The following is a 16,542-nucleotide window of genomic DNA, read 5'->3' on the forward strand; positions in this document are numbered from 1 at the left end:
TATGCTCGGACATTCTATTGCTTATTTTTTGTTTAAAAATGGAAAGTAGATCCGATAGATTAAAATTTAATCTGATTGCAGGGGGTTAGGTTCTTGAGGTTGGTTCGCTGGACAATCAAGTATTTCCTCTTCTACTTCGTCTGCATGGTCGTGGTTGCCATTGCGATGCCAAATGTATCTGTTGGGATGCAAATGCTGTTCGCGTTTGTCACCCCTGCATTTCTTGTATGGTGGCACGAAAAACACCGAGAGACGCGGATCGCCCAGAACGACGGACTCGAAGCCCCAAGACGCATAGCTCTGACGAGCGAAGAGGAGCAACTCAGCCAACCAAAGCCCTACCAGCCAAAGCAGAATTATGCCGAGCTTATTGGAGCAGGGCGACAAGCGCGCGCCGATCTTGAAGCAGCGGCGGAGGACCGATCAGCTGGAAGACTGGCACGGCAAGTCCTGTCCAGTGCTCTTCTTGATCAGCAGTCTCAACCAGAACGCTCACATCAAAATTCACCGGCAAGGTCGCAAGGTTGGCTGCGAAAAGGTCAATCGGTCACTATCGCAGGTCGCACGATCGATGGGATGGTCTTTGTGGGCAAACCGCCACGTATTGGCTCATCCTACTATGGTGAGAGCTGTCGAGCTTACATCGATCCATCGTTATCCGTCGCGCGGGTGGGGTCGGACAAGAATGGCGATAACATGTCATACTGGCCAGGGTATTCGAGCATTCCTGCCGTTTGCAGGGCCACCTATCTCGACTGGCTGGCCGATGGTCGCCAAGATGGGACGATCAACCCCGGCTACATGTTCCTGTTCTTCTATGGTCTGGAGCGCAGGTTTCTGATCGACCAACCACCCGACGATGAGAAGCAGGAAATAGTTGCTGAGGTGGAACGCCTGAAGGTTCTTTTCGCCGATAACTACTCCGCCCAACGGTATCTCGGCGAGTTCCTCGACATCGCGCGTATCATGGCGATGGGCGGCATCTCCTTGGACGATGCGACACTTAAGCAGACAATCCTTGAGAACCGTAGCTGGGATTTGCCATTTTCGCTGAAGTTCGCACTCGGCGGCATGATCGCCGAAGGCAAAGCCTTTGATGCCGAGTGGCTGCATCTCTGGCTGCATTGCCACCCAGAGCGACGCCTTCGCACTCCAGCTGAGCGTTGCGGTGACGAATTCAAGGCACTTTTCAAACTGAAGTTCGACGCGCTGTACCCTGATGGCTTAAAGGTTCGAACACCTCGTAAGCTGTTGAAAATGGACTATCGTGCGGCATCCAGCGAGTTCAATTGCTCCGTTAATCTCACGGCGGGAGATGGCGGAGATGTAGCAATCCCTGATGTGTCCGATTTGCGGTCCCCAGTGCAGAAAGCACAAAAGATCGCAGATGAGGCAATGGATGAACTGGATAAATTCAGTCGATACCTTGGGCGAAATCCTAATGGCCGGGGGACTATCGAAGCGCAGGCGCTGCTACCTGCTGAGCTTTGGAGCCTTTTCCCTTCAGGTGAATTGGAAGAACTAAAAACCTGGGCCCACGAGCAAGTTACAGCGGGTGGGTTGATTCCGGCGGTTGATGTGATCTCGCGGCTGGAAGGAGTAACACCAGAGAAGCTCGGCAAACGGAACTTGACTGGCGCAGCGGACGCACTCGCACGGATCGGTTTCGGCATGGCTCCTGACCCGAGATTTTCGCTGCGTGGACCGAAGATTGACGAACCGGTCGTGATCTTCGAGCTGGGCGTGACGGTCGAGCAACTGGAGGATGTCTCCCCGGCATATCGATCAGAGTTGTTCGAATTGGCACTTGCGACCTTCGTGGCACATGCCGATAGTAAGATCGTGGAAGCAGAGCGCCGAGCCCTCCGCAACAAGGTCGAGGCAACTAAAGGGCTGACAGAGCTAGAACGAAAGCGACTTCACGCCAACCTCGAATGGTATCTCGATGTTCCGCCGGACATGTCATGGCTGCGCAGTAAGCTGAAAGATGCAGATGCAGAGCATCATCTCGCTTTGCGCGCGGCAGTTGTCGCGATTGCCCATGCTGATGGCGTTATTCAGTCCGATGAAGTCGCCAGTATTGAGAAAATTTACAAGGCATTAGGAATCGATGCTGGCCTCGTTTACGCCGACCTCCATGCTGGCGACGTGCCAGACGGCCCGGTTCGCGTTAAGGCCGCTGAGGCGGAGGTCCCCGGCGAACAAATCCCCGATGAAGCAAAGGCAAAGGTGGCCTCCCTCGATGCGGCGCGTATTGCCGCCATCCGAAATGACACCGAGCGCGTTTCAAGCGTTCTGGGCGAGATTTTCTCGACCGATGAAGACGTGAGCGACGAGGCCACCGCAGCACATGCACTTCCATTGTCAATGACTGGCCTCGATCCAAAGCACGCATTGCTTGTGGGGCAGATAATCCAGCGCGAACATTGGACCGACGAAGAGTTTGACGAGCTTGCTGGAAAGCAGGGTCTGATGCCTTCTGGCGCGCTGGAAGCAATCAACGAATGGGCTTTCGAAAAATTCGATGAAGCATTGCTCGATGAATATGACGGATATGACGTATCGCCGGACATAGCCGATACGTTGAGGGCCGAGATGGCGAAGGGGGATTAATTCATGTCGAGACTGAAGCCGCGCGAACGCGACGCTATTGTGCAAGCGCTACGCGCAGGGGTTGTTCCCAAACTGGGGCTTCGGCACATCCAGGTCGGACGCGCGAGAGAGATCGAGGAACTCGTCAAGGACATGGACCGGATCGCCGATGGCGGCTCTGCAATTCGCTTTATCATCGGCGAGTATGGCTCCGGCAAGACCTTCTTCATGAACCTCATCCGGCTTGTGGCGCTCGAAAAGGGATTGGTTGTCATGTTCGCCGACCTTGCCCCGGATCGACGCATCCACGCGACCGGCGGGCAAGCACGAGGCCTCTACGCGGAGATGGCGCGAAATCTTGCCACCCGTACCAAGCCAGATGGCGGTGCATTGTCGAATGTTGTCGAGCGATTTGTCAGCCAGGCCCACCACGACGCCGAAGCGCAAGAACAATCGACAGACGAGGTCATTCGCCAGCGCCTTACTCATTTCGAGGAGCTGACAGGTGGCTTCGACTTCGCGCAGGTGATCCGCCGGTATTGGGAGGGACACGAAACCGGCGATGAAGAGCTCAAATCGGCAGCGATCCGATGGCTACGCGGCGAATTTGCGACCAAAACCGATGCCCGTAAGGCCCTTGGTGTTCGCACCATCGTCAATGACGCCAGCGTCTATGACCACCTCAAACTGATGTCCGCATTCGTCTGTGAAGCGGGCTACAAGGGCTTGCTCGTTGGCCTTGACGAGATGGTCAACCTTTACAAGCTGACTTCATCGCAAGCCCGCAATGCCAACTATGAGCAAATCCTGCGCATCCTGAACGACGTTCTGCAAGGGAGCGCGGAAAACCTTGGGTTCCTCATGGGAGGGACGCCGGAATTCCTCATGAATACGCGGCGCGGCCTCTACAGCTATGAGGCCCTCCAATCTCGCCTCGCAGAGAACACCTTTGCGCGTGACGGACTGGTCGATCTCTCCGGGCCGGTCATTCGACTGGCCAGCCTTACGCCCGAAGATTTGTTCGTGCTTCTGGCCAACATTCGCGCCGTTATGCAGGGCGATGAAGCAATCCTACCAGACAACGCCTTGGAAGCGTTTATGGCACACTGTTCGGACAGGATCGGGGAGGCCTATTTCAGAACCCCCCGGAACACGGTCACGGCATTCGTGAATCTTCTGGCGGTGCTCGAACAAAACCCCGGCGTCGAATGGTCGGACCTCATCGAAGAACTCGACGTGGCGGAGGATTCTGGTGACGACATGAGCGACGTGGATGAGAGCGTTGGCGCTGTTCCCGAGAGCGACGAGCTAGCCAGCTTCCGACTGTGAGCACCGCGTTCGACAAGCTGGCTCGACCGATCCAGAAATGGATTCGTCAGCAAGGCTGGAAGGAATTGCGCGATATTCAGGCGCGCGCAACTCACGTGCTTATGGACGGCAATCGTGACCTGATTGTCGCTGCCAGCACCGCCGGAGGCAAGACCGAAGCCGCATTTCTCCCGCTGCTGTCCCAAGTGCTCGACGAGCCCAGTGAGGCCTCCGGATTTGATGTTCTGTATGTCGCACCGCTGAAGGCGCTCATCACCGATCAGGCGCGGCGACTTGAAGAAATTTGTCGCGATACAGACTTGCCTATCACGCCGTGGCATGGCGACGTTTCGTCATCGGTGAAGGCTAAGGCTACCAAGCGACCTAGGGGCGTGCTGCTAATCACCCCGGAGTCTCTAGAAGCGCTATTCATTCGACGCGGATTGGAGATTCCGAGGCTGTTTGGCGCAACGCGCGCAGTCATTCTCGATGAATTGCATTCGGTCCTCGACAGTGAGCGCGGCATCCAGATGCGTTCGCTTCTCACGCGCCTCGAAATTGCTGTAAAGAGACCTATTCGCCGGGTTGGTTTGTCGGCCACACTCGGAGATATGGAGCTGGCGAAGGCTTATCTTCGTCCTGACAGCCCAAGTGAAGTCGAACAGGTCATTGCCGAGGGCGGATCAGCCGAATTGCAGCTCCAGCTCCGTGGCTACGTTGCTGGCGACAAGGACGATGAAGGCCCTTCAGCGACGGATGCGATTGCGCAGCACCTATTCGAACACCTGAGAGGCAGCGACAATCTTGTCTTTGGCGGTGCGCGTCAGGCAGTCGAAATCTACTCGGATCGGTTGCGCGCACTTTGCGAAAAGGAACACCTGCCGCAGGAGTTTTACCCTCACCACGCCAGCCTGTCGCGCGAGCATCGAGACTTCGTCGAACGTCGCCTGAAAGATGGTACTGCGCCGACGACTGCCATCTGCACTTCCACGCTGGAATTGGGAATTGATATTGGCGATGTAACTTGTGTCGGCCAGATTGGCGCACCGTTCAGCGTCGCATCGCTCAGGCAAAGGCTTGGCCGATCAGGGCGGCGACCGGGCAAGCCAGCCATCCTTCGGCAATACGCAGTCGAGGCGAAGCTCACGCCTACCAGCAATTTTTCGGACCGTCTTCGCCTTGGGATGGTGCGGGCCATTGCGATGATCGAATTGCTTTTGGAAGGCTGGTGTGAACCGCCGCAACGCGAGGCCCTTCACCTTTCGACCCTCGTTCACCAAATCCTCTCGGTGATCGCCGAGCGAGGCGGAATACGTGCGCAACAACTATACGGGATTCTCTGCCAAAGCGGACCATTCCGCCAGGCCGATACCCAGTTGTTTCTGGATGTCTTGCGAGCACTCGGGCAACCCGAGGTCGCGCTCATTGAGCAAGCCAGCGATGGCCTTCTGTTGCTCGGTGCCAACGGCGAGAAGCTGGTCGAGCACTATAGCTTCTACGCCGTATTTCAGACACCCGAGGAATACCGGCTGATTTCCAGCGGCAAGGAGCTTGGGACACTTCCCATCGACAACATGATCGCGCCGGGAATGCTTCTCATTTTTTCGGGCAGGCGCTGGCTGGTGCAGGAAGTTCTCGACCGGGATCGTGTCATTATGGTTGTACCGGCGAAAGCCGGAGTGCCGCCCATCTTTGGGGGTGATCCTGGCAACATCCACGACCGGGTGATCGAGCGAATGTTCAATGTTCTGGAGGGAAAAAAGCGCCCGATCTATCTTGATGCGACTGCGCTGGAGCTACTAGACGAGGCACGCAGCAGCTACAGCCAGATGCAATTTGACCCCGGAAGGATTGCGCAGCTCAGCGACAACGCTGCTGTCATAGCGACGAAAACGGGTTCCGTTCGGACAACAACCTTGGCACTCGCCCTTCGCGCGAACGGCTTCACCGTGCAGGCACACGACGGGTTTCTCGAAGTGTTCGGGAAGGATGAAAGCCCGCAGTTGATCGACGCACTTTCGACCCTGGCAGATGGCAAAGACGTGGACCTATTTGCGCATTCGCCGAACCTGTTGTTTGAGAAATTCCATCCTTACTTGACCGAGGATTTGCTGCAAAAAGATGCGCTATCAGCACGCTTGGACGCGAATGGCTTAACCGACCTTTGTCGTTCGATCAAAGGGAACGGATAGCTACAGTATTGCCTTATACCTTTTCCCTTTTGTCAAAGCGGAATCCCGGACATCGTAGCAAATGACGTTGAAGGGAGTGGAGGCTGCGAAAATGGTCATCGCAAGACAGTGCAACGATTTTTCTGTCATTGATCACTTGTTTCCGATATGTTCTGAGGAGAAGTGAGATGAATGCGATCATGGCCAAATTCGATATCGACGCAACCGAGCAACAGCACTCCCAAAGTTGGGAGGGCTTCTCGGAACTCGATCAGGCGATCCGCGATAATCGGCTGATGGAGTATCGGATCAAGAAGTCCTGGGCCGATCCGTGGGGACGGAAGCTCACGATCACAGTCCTGCTTGTGATTGCCGCAGGTTTTGCATATTTGGCTGGAGCATCAGCCGGGCTCTGGTGACCCCATCCATCACCATTCCTTCACCTCATCGGCAGACTCCGCGCTCGCACCCTGTGCACCCTTGGTAGCCGCATCAAGGCGGCCTCTGGATCCGCGGATCCGCTGGCGACCGGAATCCTGAGCGCGCAGCACTTCGTCGTGAATGGTGCCCGGGTCCACCTGCGGCACGTTTCCAGAGACCCCTCCACCGATTTGGGCACGACCACGGACAGATCCCGGTCCTGTCACCGAAGGGCGCGAGATTGGCTGTGCTGGCGTCAGTACGAGCCTGTCCTCGATCCCGTCGCGCAGCTGTTCAGCGTAGCTTTCGATGAATTTGCCCTGCAGCGCCTGACCTTCCGGACTGAGCTGGAATGTCAGGTCGTCGAAGCGGACACTGCCGTAGAAGTCGCGGTTGCGCTCGATCTCGACCAATCCCCATTCGCGGTAAGCTTGTGAGAGGTTGAGGGTGCCAGCGGCACTGTTGCCCTCGAAGAACGATGCTTGGCTTTCGAGGCGATTTGCCAGTTCCTCAGCCCGTCGTGCTTCGCGGCTGTAACTCTGGGCCTCGGTCAGCGAAGCGTTCATGCCGCTCGCGGTCGACGAGATCGAGGAACTCGACGACGTGCTGACGCTGCGAACAAATCCATCGCGTGTGCTCGACCAGTTACGACTGTCCGACATCTGCGCGAGGCTACCGAAGATTCGAGAGCGATCCTCAGATGCGATGCCGATATCGCTGTCGGTCCAGGTGCGTGTACCGCCCCCTTTCAATCCGACATTTGCAGACGCCACACCGTTCGTGACACCAGCGCTGGCGCCGGCTTCACCCCCAAGGAACCAAGCGGTCGAAATGTCGTCGGCAGCCCTTCGCGAAAGGCCGAATTGGCGCTGCAGGTTTGTCGATGCCTGGTCGACCTCGTTAAAGGCGGTCTGGATGCTGTCGGAGTTGGATGTGCCGGTGGCGCTCTCGAAAGCCGATCCGCGGCTGAATTGGCTGCGCAGCTCCCGGAATTTCGTGACCGCGCTGGTGGTCGATTCCGTCGCAATGTTCGCATAGCTCTCGCTGTTCGAGCGGGCTTGCGATGCCATTGTCGACAGGCGCGAGGTGAACTCCTGTCCGAGGCTGGGCGTGAAGGGATAGCTCGAGTTGGGAAGCTGGTCATAGCTGGCTTCGGGGAAACTCGTCGTCATCGAGCCCGTATCGCTGAATGTCCGGGTCTGCGCCGCGCCATAGGTGAAGCTTGGCGCGATCGTCCCTTGTGCGAACTGGCGCGTCAGAACGCTCGAATTCTCAAAGCTCGTATTGCCCAGCGAGACGTTGCCTGTGCTTGCCTCGCGCGCCGCTTCCTCGGCAGCGTTCTGGCTCGGATTGAGATAGCTTGTCGCATGGTGAGAAATCGCCATGGCGCCCTTGGCCACGCCGCCGGCCAGAAACGGCACCGAGGCGATGAGATAGCCTGCGAGCAGCCCGATATCGCTATTCACATCGGCCATGCCGGTGAAGCTTGCAAGACTAAGCCCGCTGCTTCCAGCAACCGCGCTCATGTCCGCAGCACCTTTGTACATCAGCATCATGTGCAGGATCACGAACAGCGGTCCCCATGCCGCCAGGTAGAAGAAGCCCGTCACATAGCCTTTGAGCGCGAGCGGCCCGGTCTTGGGAAGCAGGAACAGGGGGAAGAGGACCGGAAACAGGGCGTAGAAAAGTACGGTCAGCACGACATTGAGGAGCGGCACCCACTTCATCGCGTTGCTGGCAATCGAGCCGTAGGTCCGCTCGGTCTGAATATCGGCGCGCGTCTGGGCGTAAACATCGACATTGCCCGCGCCGCTCGTCGCCGCCATCGAATGCATGGCCTGGCTCATCGCGTTGATCGTCAGCGTCTGCTTGAAGATCTCGGTCGCATTGGCCGAGACCCCGGTGAGGTACTGGTAAGCCGCCGGCAGGTCAGAAAAAAGCTTGGCCTTGGCGAGGGCGGCGGTCTGGTTGGGATAAAGCTGGCGTCCGAAGACCGTCCCCATGCCGTCGATCAAACCGGCCCACTGCGCGTTCAGCGCATCATAGGCTTCGCGGCAGGTAATGATATTCGAAGTCACCTGACCGGTCCCCGTGTCGCGGGTGAGGAAGCGCTGGGCCCGCGCCTGACTGCCGGGCGCGATGGTCGTCCAGATGTCGCTGGTCTCGGCGAGCTCCTTCATCGAATAGCGGCCAAGCAGCACGTCGTAGAAGACGCATTGCCGGAAGTGCTCGTCGAGATTGGCGGCAAATTCCGGGTCGGAAATGCGCAAGGACCGCGTGGCATCGTAGAGCCGCGCACCGTAGATCATACCATTCTTAGAGTAGTTGAGATCGCCCGGCAGCCCGAACACCACCTCGGCAGAGCCGGTCAGATAGTCGCCGACCTGGCTCGTGAAGCTTGCCATCAGCGCAAGCCCCAGCGGCACATTGCTGACATTGGCAGGGGCGAGACTGGGGTTAAGCCGGTCGGTCACATGGACGTCGAGCCGCGGCACCATCAGGCACGAATAAATTAGCGTCGCGCCAAGGAACCAGTTGATCCAAGCCCGCCAATCCTGATTGAACGCCAGCGTAATGGCGGAGAGGCCAAGCCCCATGACCATGACGACCTGCAGGAGGCTCTTGTAACCCCCATTTCCCGTCCAGGCGGCGACCGCCTGAAAGACATTGACTAGGTAGTCGCCGCCGCCAACCGTGAAAATCTCGACCATGATGCTGGGCTCCCGCCGGTTCCGGCGCGCTGAAAGGGATCAGTGGGTAAGGGCGCGCGACTGCACACCGCGCGACCAGTCGAGCGAGGCGGCCATGCCGGGCGACATCGAGGCGGCGAGCACGTTCTCGATGAACGCCGTCTTCTCGATGATCTGCATGATGGCGTTGACCTTGAGGTGCGTGTTCGCCTGCCTGTCGGCGAGTGCCTGCCGAACGACATTCACCTGGCCCTGCCACATCGCGATCTTGGCTTCGTCCGCGCCGATGAAGCTCGACATTGAGCGACCCGCTTCGCTGACGATCCGGTCGAGGACGGCGAACAACAGATCGACACTGGCTATCTCCGCCAGCGTTTCGCGATCGTCGGTTGGCATCCCGCGGCCATAGGCCGCCTGGACCGTCAGGATCTTGTAGAGCGGGATCGAAGCAACCTGGAGCAGCTCCTTCTGCGCGTCGGTGATCGCGGTGTCGTCATGGATCGCCTGGATCATGCCAGCAATCAGGGCCGCAACGCGTGGGCGCAGCGCCTTCGATGCGGGAAGGCTCAGCGACTTGAAGCCGGGATCAAGGCATTTGTCCGGCTCGTCACAGTCGAAGATTAGGACGTTCCCGTTGCTGGTCCCATCGAGCAGCGAAGTGACAAGCGTTGAAGACGCTTCTCCGACGATCGGCACGAACTTGCCCGGCTCGTCATCCTTGGGCGGGACATAGATAATCGTCCCCAGCAGCGTCATTGCATATTCGGCGAGTTCTTCGTCGAAGGTGCCATTTGGCGAGAAGAACGCCGACTTCTTGAGGATCGTCCAGGTGTAGTTTCTCGCCACGGCGGGATTGACGTCGTCATATTTGCCTGAGCCCTGCGCTGTCGTACTCGACCGCTGGCCTTTGGTGCCGCACCCGTGCTTGGCGGCTGCATAGTCGGTGAAGATGCCTTCCGAATTGCCGATCGCCTCGCAGATCGCCTTGTCGGCCAGGTCGCCCTTGGGCCAGATGCCGCCCACCAGCCCCTGCGCCATTTCGCAGGAGTTGATGTTGAGGTTGTTCATGAGCTGAGCCTTCTGGCTGAACTCCTGCATGATCTTCGAGCATTCCGGGCAAACCGTGTCGATCGCCAGGCTGAAAGCAAAGCCGACCGCATTGTTGGCGACAGCCTTCAGCATCGCGACCATCTCGCTCGCATTGATGAAGCTGAAGGATCCGGCAAAGATGTCGATGCCGCCGCAGCCCGCACGGGCGCGCGGCAGCTGCAGATTGGCGATGTTGGTCGTCTTTTGCGGGAAACGCGTCCAGACGTTGCCGAGGCTGTAGTAGCCGGCTGACTGACCCTCGAACGCGGTCGGCCCGTTAACGTTAGCGGCGCCGCCAACATCGTTGAGGAACGAGTCCATTGAACTGCCGACATCGGCCGATGCGCTGGAAAGGGGGAGGGTAGCCGCGAGGATCGCGGCGACGGCACGTTTCATCCTAGTAGTCACGTCCGGCTTCCTTCGATGTGAGGAGATAAATGCGATCCTGAAGCTCGTCGGCGCTCATCACGCCGTAGCCGATCGGGATGGGCTGGCCCTTGGCGGCATCCCAGAGCACCACCGCCGGCGTGATCTTGGGCTCAAGCCCCATGCGGCTGCGCTGGTTGGTCTCGACCGTGTAGTTCGGGAAATGGCGTGAGGGGCCGCCGTCGGTCGAAATCGCGCGCACCGTGATGTGCCAGGTCGAAGCGACGCTCTGGACGATCGGCGACATGACTTCGCAGGCGCCGCAGCTCTGGGCGAAGAAGTAGAACAGCCCGTAGCGTTCGGACAGCTGCGCCATGACCGCATTGCGCTCGGCATTGCGCGAGTCCTGCCACTGGCGCTTGCCGAGCGTCGAGACTGGCCGTTGGAGCGTGTAGTCGAGATCAGGATCCTGCCAGATCGCCCGCTGCCAGACATCGCTGAACAGCGATGCCCGGTCGAGCTGGGCGCGCTGGAAGCGGATATAGGCCGTCACATTGGCCGGCGTCGGCTCGAGGATCGCCTTGGCTTTCAGTTCGCGCAGATTTGCCGTGATGGCATCGAGCTGGCTCGTCGCACTCGGAGCAGGCTCGGATGTCTCCTCCTGCCCTTCGGGCGGCTTGGGCCTGGTGCAATAGAACCAGTACCCAAGGCGTCGCTCCTCGCAGTAGAAGCTGTCCTGGCTGTCGCTGGTCGTGACCAGCGGCGGTTCCTGGCCGTGTGCCGGAGCACTGAGCGCGAGCGCAACGGCGGTGAGCGAGAGGCAGGCGGCAAGCAGCCGCCGGGCGGACTTATTGGCTGGCGCGGGCATAATAGTCCTCGATTTTCTGCTGGATTTCGGTGGCGGCCTGGAGCTCGTCGGGCAGGCGTGCGGCGTCGGTGAATTCGGCGTAGACCTCGCTGAAATCCATCTTCGAGAGATCGAGCCGCGAGAACTCGTCGATGGTGAAGCCAAGGCACTGCTCGGTCTTGGGCTTGCCCCAGGGCTTGTTCAGCTGCTGGCGGCCCTGTTCCTGCAGGATCCGCGAAAGCTTGGATTCAAAGCAGCAATAGACCTTCTTCTTGGTCAGGCAGACGCCCAGGAAACTGTCAGAGCAATAGGTCCCGACATAGGCGCACAGGCCCTGCGCATCGCGCTGGTGAAGCAGCATTTCCTCGCGGCTGCAGCCGAGAGCGACAAGCAGCTGGATACCCGGAATGAGCGGGAAACCCTTGCCCTTGCAGCAATTGAGCACGCCGAAGACCTTGGACGAGCAGGTGTTGCGCGTACCCTTGAACAGGGTGAGCGTGTCGGGATCGAACTCGCGCCGTGCCTGGTCCATCGCGTTGAGCGCGACAACCGCGTCCTTGAACTCGTCATTGGCCTCGCGCTCGATCGTCTCGCACGAGCCATCGATGCAATAGACGTCGCCGTCGCAGATGAACTGGCTGGTATCAGCAGGCTGGTCCGGGACAGGGCAGTCGTAGACCCGCTCCCAGGTTCGGCAGGGCTCACCCGAAAGGCAGTCTTCGCGCACCAGCGAGCAGCCGGGCGTGCTTTCCAGCGTCTGGCAGTCCTGAGCTTGCGTAAATTGGGCGCAGGTATAGCTGCGCGACCATGCCCAGCAGGGCTGGGTGACCGCGATGCCATCGACGATCCTGGTGACAGGATCGCTGTCGGTGCAGGTCTCGGTGTCCTGCTGACATGAATTGTCCGCAGCAAGACCCGCGCATTGGCTTTCATCTCGGCTCGTCGTGACGACGTTCTCGCCGGTTACGGTGTAGGGCGTCGCGCCATCGACCGGTGCAGTGCAGCTTACGAGATCGACGCGCAGGTCGCCCGAGTTACAGCCCCAGTAGATACCGAGATAGGGATCGCACAGATTGATCGGATAAGACTGCGTGACCGTGCACTGCGGCGCCGGGTAGCGATTGCAATTGTAGATCGATGCCGGATCGACGCCGCTCCCGCCGACGCAGTAGTAGCCATAGACCTGCCGCTGCACGATCGTGGCATTCAGCGTCACCGGGCAGGATTTGGTCTCCTGGGTCGCGGTGTAGCCGACGTTGCAGGTCGCCATGTAGCGCGCTGCGGTGCCGGTCCCCGGAGGCAGGGGGACGCAGCGGCCCTGGCTCCCGCTGATGCTCATGCCGCTGGTGTAGGAGAGCGGATCGTCGTTGATGACATTGCTGCGCGCGACAACCGCGTCGAGGTCCTGGGGCGCGAACTGCGCACGGCGATCCATGGAATCGCGCATGGTCCGGTAGCCGGTGTTCGCCGATGCCTGGCTCGCGGCTTCACGCGCCATCCGGTCGGGATCTTCGAAATAATCCGACTGGTTCGGCACACCCCCGAAATTGGGAATGCGGTTTGCATCCGGGTCGGTTGTCGCCGCGCTCTGCGCTGCGGCCGCCTGGTCGCGACCGAACGCCTTGCCGTCCGCCTTGGCGGCATCGATTGTGGTTTGGGCCGAGACGCTTGTCGGCAGACATGCACAGGCGAGGCAGAAAAGGGGGAGGAGAAGCCGCTTCATGGGTCACTCCGTTGCAGGCGGGCAAGATGCTGGGATGCGAGAAGGGCGCCGGGACCGCCGCCTTGCGCGAAGGTTTCGAGCGCATAAGACACGCTCACATTGCCGCTCATCCGGTCGTGGGGCGGAACCTGGGTCCGGCAATCGAAGCCATCGCAGAGATCGAAATCGCTGCTGGTCACCACATAGGTGGGGACCGTCTCGATTCCGAAGGCGCGAAACAGGCGCGGATCGATGCCGACCGCGTCAAGCTTGCCGCCGTCCCCTGCGACTTTCGCGAGCGCTGCGGTCAGGGTCTTGGCGCTGCCCCCTGGCAGCCCGCGGAGCACGACCACACCGCCTGCACGGGCGACGTCGTCCGCCATGGCGCGCAAGGCCGCCGGCGGCATCGAGAGCGAAGCGAAGGCGATAAAGCGGGGTGCTTCACCCAAGCCCTCGCTGGCCATGGTGCCCGCGTCGGCCACCATCTTGTCGAAGTCGAAGACGTCCTCACTTTCTGGCCGCGCGGTTCTTGCCGCCTGCTCGGTGTAGCGCTTGCCGTGCGCCTGGGCTTCGGCGGCGCTGGCATTGGCTTGGCTAAGGACCGCTTCGGCGCGCGCGCGGGCACTGGCGGCAAGCGCATCGGCTTCGCTCGCCTCGACCTTGGCGCGGGCGCGTATCGCTTCGAGATCGAGCTCGGGCTCGCTCGTCTGCGCTGCGGCTCCCGCCATGGCGGCGGCGCCAGTGATCGACGCGATTACAAGGAGATGAGGGAGTATTTTCATAACGCGCAGCAGTTCCGTTTGCGCCAGACCAGATAGCCCATGTCCTCGCCGATGGCGGGATAGACCTGGCCTGCCGACATGAAGGTTGTGGATGCGCCAATGGGCGCGCAGGCGTAGCGGCCCTTGGTCTGCGGATTGGGATTGGTGGCCTGGAAGCGGTATTGCTGCTTCCTCATCACCGGCATCAGATACTTGCCGCAGAGCCCCTTGCTGCCCATCGTGCCCCAGGCGACGAGTTCGCGGTGGAGCTTATAGGAGAAGCGGGCGAGGGCGAGCCGCGATGCCTGGACGTGCCCAATCGTCGCCGAGACATTGCCATTCAAGGGATACATGCTGCCCTGGCATCCCGCACACCAGAAGAGCTCGTCGGTCGGGAGCTTGGCCGTCGCAGCAACGCAGTCAGCCGCACAGGCCGCAAGCGCGAGCGGATTGGCGAAGAGAACCGCTTCGGGATTGATGATCGCGGTGAGCTCGCTGTCCTGCCAGAGCGGATCGATCTCGGTGATGTAGAGAATGTCGACCGAGCCCTGTTCGAGGCACAGGAAATCGGCAACGATCTCCATCCAGTAGATCAGCGGATAGGCATACCAGTGGACATGCCACTGCGAGTTATACTGCGTTGCGCCGCCCACGGCCGAAGGGCCCGCCATCGACTTGAACCCGATGTCGAAGCCGGGATCGAGCTTCATTCCGCCGAGATTGACGAAGCACCAAGGCTTCATGCTGACGTCGGCAAGCCGTACCGGCTCCCAGAAGCCCATGGCGATGCCCGGCCGCAAACCGCAGAGGCAAACGGGAAGCGTCGGGTTGCTCGTATCGGGACGGCTCGATGGCCAGATCTTCAGACCGCCAACCGAGATCGGAAACAGGCACGACCAGCAGATGTCGGTGATCGGATTGACGAACTTGCCTGTGCAGCGGCCCGGACCGGCAGATGCCTGCGCTGGCGAAGCCACGGCAAGGCTGAGACTGCAGGCAAGGATCGCGCAGCATATCCATGAGAGAAGACGATTTTTTCTGCTCATGACGACGCGCGCTCCTTGGATCGAACCGGCTGCTCGGTGATGATGAGCACGCGGCCCTGCTGCTCGACGGTTGCGGGCACGGCGCGGATGCCGAAATGCTTCACGAGGCTGCCGCCCTGGTCGAAATAGAAGCGGCGCTGGCGGGCCTTCATCAGTTCGAGCGGCGCGCCGCGCACGAGGATGAGTTTGGCCTTGGTGCTGGCATAGCGCCAGGTTGCCCAGGCAAGCTGCTCGGGATCATCGCCGTCGAGGAACACCAGCGGCACACGCAGCGGTACGGTGTCGAGCGGATTGACTCGTGTTCCGGCCGCCACGATCACTCGGCCCTTGTCGTCGGCAATGTCGCGCTCGACGCTGATCGTCGGATCAAATCGCCAGCTACGCGCCGCCGCCGCGGCATTGATCCCGGCGACCGGCTCAGGGCGGTTGACGCGCGCGATCGTGCGCCGCTTCAGCTCTTCGTTGAGCTTGGCCGTCTCGCCGGACTTCTCGAGATGGGTGAGGCGCGCATGAATTTGCTCGAGCAGGTCAGGCTCGATCACGGACCAGACCGTGCCTTGCTGGCCGTAGTCGCGGGCGCTCGCCGGCGCGGCCATCAGAAGACCGGCTACGAGGAATGGGGCGGCGCGCAGCGGTGTCACAGGATCGGCCTCCCGACCCCGAGAATGCGCCTGGCGCAGATCCACCCGATCGCCGCATAGCGGCTGTCGAAGCCGTCCTTGTGTGCGGTGGTGACAAAATAGCAGCCTTGAGGCACCACGCCAGTCGGACCGAGCGCCAGCGGCTCGCCGAAACGGCTTGCTTGCTTGGCTACCGCAACCTTGCGGCCATTGACGAAGAAGCTGCGATCCTTTTCGGTCACGATATCGCCTGGCATGCCGCTCACCTTCTTGCCGAACGGCTTGGGCTTCTTGCCGAAGTGCCTTTCGAGCAGCGGCGAGGCGGGAGGATCGAACAGGATGATCTCGCCGCGCTTGGGCAGCGCGCCGCGATCGAGCCAGATCGCCCAGTAAGGCAGGCTCGGACTGGCGTTGATCATCAGCGCGTGGTCCTTCGAGAAGGCGGCGAGCGACGTGAGCGCGAGCGCGGCAGCGCCAAGCCCTGCCCACAGCGCGAGGCGCCGTCCAGTTGGCGAGTGGAGGACAAGATCAGCGGCGCGCATCGGGAATGGCCCCAACGCGGCGCGCGACATCGGCGCGCACGGCTTCGGTGAGATCAGGCGTGCTGCCTGCCACCACCGCTTCGGCGACAAGCACTGTGCGACCCTCGCGGCCCAGATGTTCGACCGAGGCTTCGACAGCCTGGAGGTAGGCCTGGACGCGCATCTTGGTTTCTTCGGGCGGTCGGCCTGCGCGCGCTTCGGCTTCGATGAAGTCGCCCATGATGCGGCTCAGCTGCACGGTCACCACTTCGCGCTTGTCGAGCGCGAGCAGCTTGTCGGTGGCCCAGACGCCCCAGAGCGCCGAGCCGACCATGCTCAAACCGAGCGCGACGGCGGTCCAGTTCACCGCACCCATGCGGCCGCGCAGGGAATGTGTTGCCAATATGTT

13 protein-coding genes are annotated in these 16,542 nt (G+C 60.4%); 4 read left to right on the forward strand and 9 right to left on the reverse strand.

Annotation, left to right across the window (positions count from 1 at the left end):
• Positions 1 to 93: 93 nt before the first annotated feature.
• The 4 genes from PP1Y_RS13605 to PP1Y_RS13620 all read left to right on the forward strand — a co-directional run bounded on the left by PP1Y_RS13605 (position 94) and on the right by PP1Y_RS13620 (position 6,490).
• Positions 94 to 2,613: a TerB N-terminal domain-containing protein gene (locus PP1Y_RS13605; protein ID WP_013832758.1), complete on the forward strand. Its 2,520-nt coding sequence runs from the start codon at positions 94 to 96 to the stop codon at positions 2,611 to 2,613.
• Between the two features lie 3 nt (positions 2,614 to 2,616).
• A complete protein-coding gene (locus PP1Y_RS13610; RefSeq protein ID WP_013832759.1) occupies positions 2,617 to 3,921 on the forward strand; it encodes an ATP-binding protein in 1,305 nt (434 codons plus the stop codon).
• Positions 3,918 to 6,092 carry a DEAD/DEAH box helicase gene (locus tag PP1Y_RS13615; protein ID WP_013832760.1) on the forward strand — a complete coding sequence of 725 codons (2,175 nt, stop codon included), beginning with the start codon at positions 3,918 to 3,920 and terminating at the stop codon, positions 6,090 to 6,092. The genes PP1Y_RS13610 and PP1Y_RS13615 overlap by 4 nt, the downstream gene beginning before the upstream one ends.
• 167 nt (positions 6,093 to 6,259) lie before the next feature.
• Positions 6,260 to 6,490: a hypothetical protein gene (locus PP1Y_RS13620; RefSeq protein WP_013832762.1), complete on the forward strand. Its 231-nt coding sequence runs from the start codon at positions 6,260 to 6,262 to the stop codon at positions 6,488 to 6,490.
• Between the two features lie 9 nt (positions 6,491 to 6,499).
• Here the strand turns inward: PP1Y_RS13620 and PP1Y_RS13625 are convergent, their stop codons facing one another.
• From PP1Y_RS13625 to PP1Y_RS13665, 9 genes are read right to left on the reverse strand one after another with little or no spacing between them, the layout of a single operon-like run.
• Positions 6,500 to 9,202, reverse strand: a complete 2,703-nt coding sequence (locus PP1Y_RS13625; protein WP_013832763.1) for a conjugal transfer protein TraG N-terminal domain-containing protein — start codon at positions 9,200 to 9,202, stop codon at positions 6,500 to 6,502.
• 39 nt (positions 9,203 to 9,241) lie between these two features.
• On the reverse strand, positions 9,242 to 10,666 hold the full coding sequence (locus tag PP1Y_RS13630) for a conjugal transfer protein TraH (RefSeq protein ID WP_013832764.1): 1,425 nt from the start codon (positions 10,664 to 10,666) through the stop codon (positions 9,242 to 9,244).
• A 1-nt stretch (position 10,667) separates the two neighbouring features.
• The gene (locus PP1Y_RS13635) at positions 10,668 to 11,504 is read right to left on the reverse strand and encodes a conjugal transfer protein TraF (protein WP_013832765.1); all 837 of its coding nucleotides are present in this window, start codon (positions 11,502 to 11,504) and stop codon (positions 10,668 to 10,670) included.
• A complete protein-coding gene (locus PP1Y_RS13640; RefSeq protein WP_013832766.1) occupies positions 11,485 to 13,206 on the reverse strand; it encodes a conjugal transfer protein TraN in 1,722 nt (573 codons plus the stop codon). The genes PP1Y_RS13635 and PP1Y_RS13640 overlap by 20 nt, the downstream gene beginning before the upstream one ends.
• The gene (gene trbC, locus PP1Y_RS13645) at positions 13,203 to 13,967 is read right to left on the reverse strand and encodes a type-F conjugative transfer system pilin assembly protein TrbC (protein WP_013832767.1); all 765 of its coding nucleotides are present in this window, start codon (positions 13,965 to 13,967) and stop codon (positions 13,203 to 13,205) included. Before trbC ends, PP1Y_RS13640 begins: the two co-directional genes overlap by 4 nt.
• Entirely contained in the window at positions 13,964 to 14,992 is a 1,029-nt protein-coding gene (gene traU / locus PP1Y_RS13650; protein ID WP_013832768.1) for a conjugal transfer pilus assembly protein TraU, read from the reverse strand. Before traU ends, trbC begins: the two co-directional genes overlap by 4 nt.
• On the reverse strand, positions 14,989 to 15,588 hold the full coding sequence (traW, locus tag PP1Y_RS13655) for a type-F conjugative transfer system protein TraW (protein WP_013832769.1): 600 nt from the start codon (positions 15,586 to 15,588) through the stop codon (positions 14,989 to 14,991). Before traW ends, traU begins: the two co-directional genes overlap by 4 nt.
• Before the next feature lie 41 nt (positions 15,589 to 15,629).
• Positions 15,630 to 16,154, reverse strand: coding sequence for a S26 family signal peptidase (locus PP1Y_RS13660; RefSeq protein ID WP_013832770.1), 525 nt, complete (start codon positions 16,152 to 16,154; stop codon positions 15,630 to 15,632).
• The gene (locus PP1Y_RS13665) at positions 16,141 to 16,536 is read right to left on the reverse strand and encodes a type-F conjugative transfer system protein TrbI (RefSeq protein WP_232512681.1); all 396 of its coding nucleotides are present in this window, start codon (positions 16,534 to 16,536) and stop codon (positions 16,141 to 16,143) included. The genes PP1Y_RS13660 and PP1Y_RS13665 overlap by 14 nt, the downstream gene beginning before the upstream one ends.
• Positions 16,537 to 16,542 lie beyond the last annotated feature (6 nt).

The sequence above is a fragment of the Novosphingobium sp. PP1Y genome, from assembly GCF_000253255.1.
Taxonomy (GTDB): Bacteria; Pseudomonadota; Alphaproteobacteria; order Sphingomonadales; family Sphingomonadaceae; genus Novosphingobium.

Excerpts from the sequence above, each read along its gene's own strand:
- PP1Y_RS13610 (WP_013832759.1), top strand. The coding sequence starts at position 2,617 with ATGTCGAGACTGAAGCCGCGCGAACGCGACGCTATTGTGCAAGCGCTA.
- PP1Y_RS13620 (WP_013832762.1), top strand. The coding sequence starts at position 6,260 with ATGAATGCGATCATGGCCAAATTCGATATCGACGCAACCGAGCAACAG.
- PP1Y_RS13625 (WP_013832763.1), bottom strand. The coding sequence starts at position 9,202 with ATGGTCGAGATTTTCACGGTTGGCGGCGGCGACTACCTAGTCAATGTC.
- PP1Y_RS13630 (WP_013832764.1), bottom strand. The coding sequence starts at position 10,666 with ATGAAACGTGCCGTCGCCGCGATCCTCGCGGCTACCCTCCCCCTTTCC.
- PP1Y_RS13635 (WP_013832765.1), bottom strand. The coding sequence starts at position 11,504 with ATGCCCGCGCCAGCCAATAAGTCCGCCCGGCGGCTGCTTGCCGCCTGC.
- PP1Y_RS13640 (WP_013832766.1), bottom strand. The coding sequence starts at position 13,206 with ATGAAGCGGCTTCTCCTCCCCCTTTTCTGCCTCGCCTGTGCATGTCTG.
- trbC (WP_013832767.1), bottom strand. The coding sequence starts at position 13,967 with ATGAAAATACTCCCTCATCTCCTTGTAATCGCGTCGATCACTGGCGCC.
- traU (WP_013832768.1), bottom strand. The coding sequence starts at position 14,992 with ATGAGCAGAAAAAATCGTCTTCTCTCATGGATATGCTGCGCGATCCTT.
- traW (WP_013832769.1), bottom strand. The coding sequence starts at position 15,588 with ATGGCCGCGCCGGCGAGCGCCCGCGACTACGGCCAGCAAGGCACGGTC.
- PP1Y_RS13660 (WP_013832770.1), bottom strand. The coding sequence starts at position 16,154 with ATGCGCGCCGCTGATCTTGTCCTCCACTCGCCAACTGGACGGCGCCTC.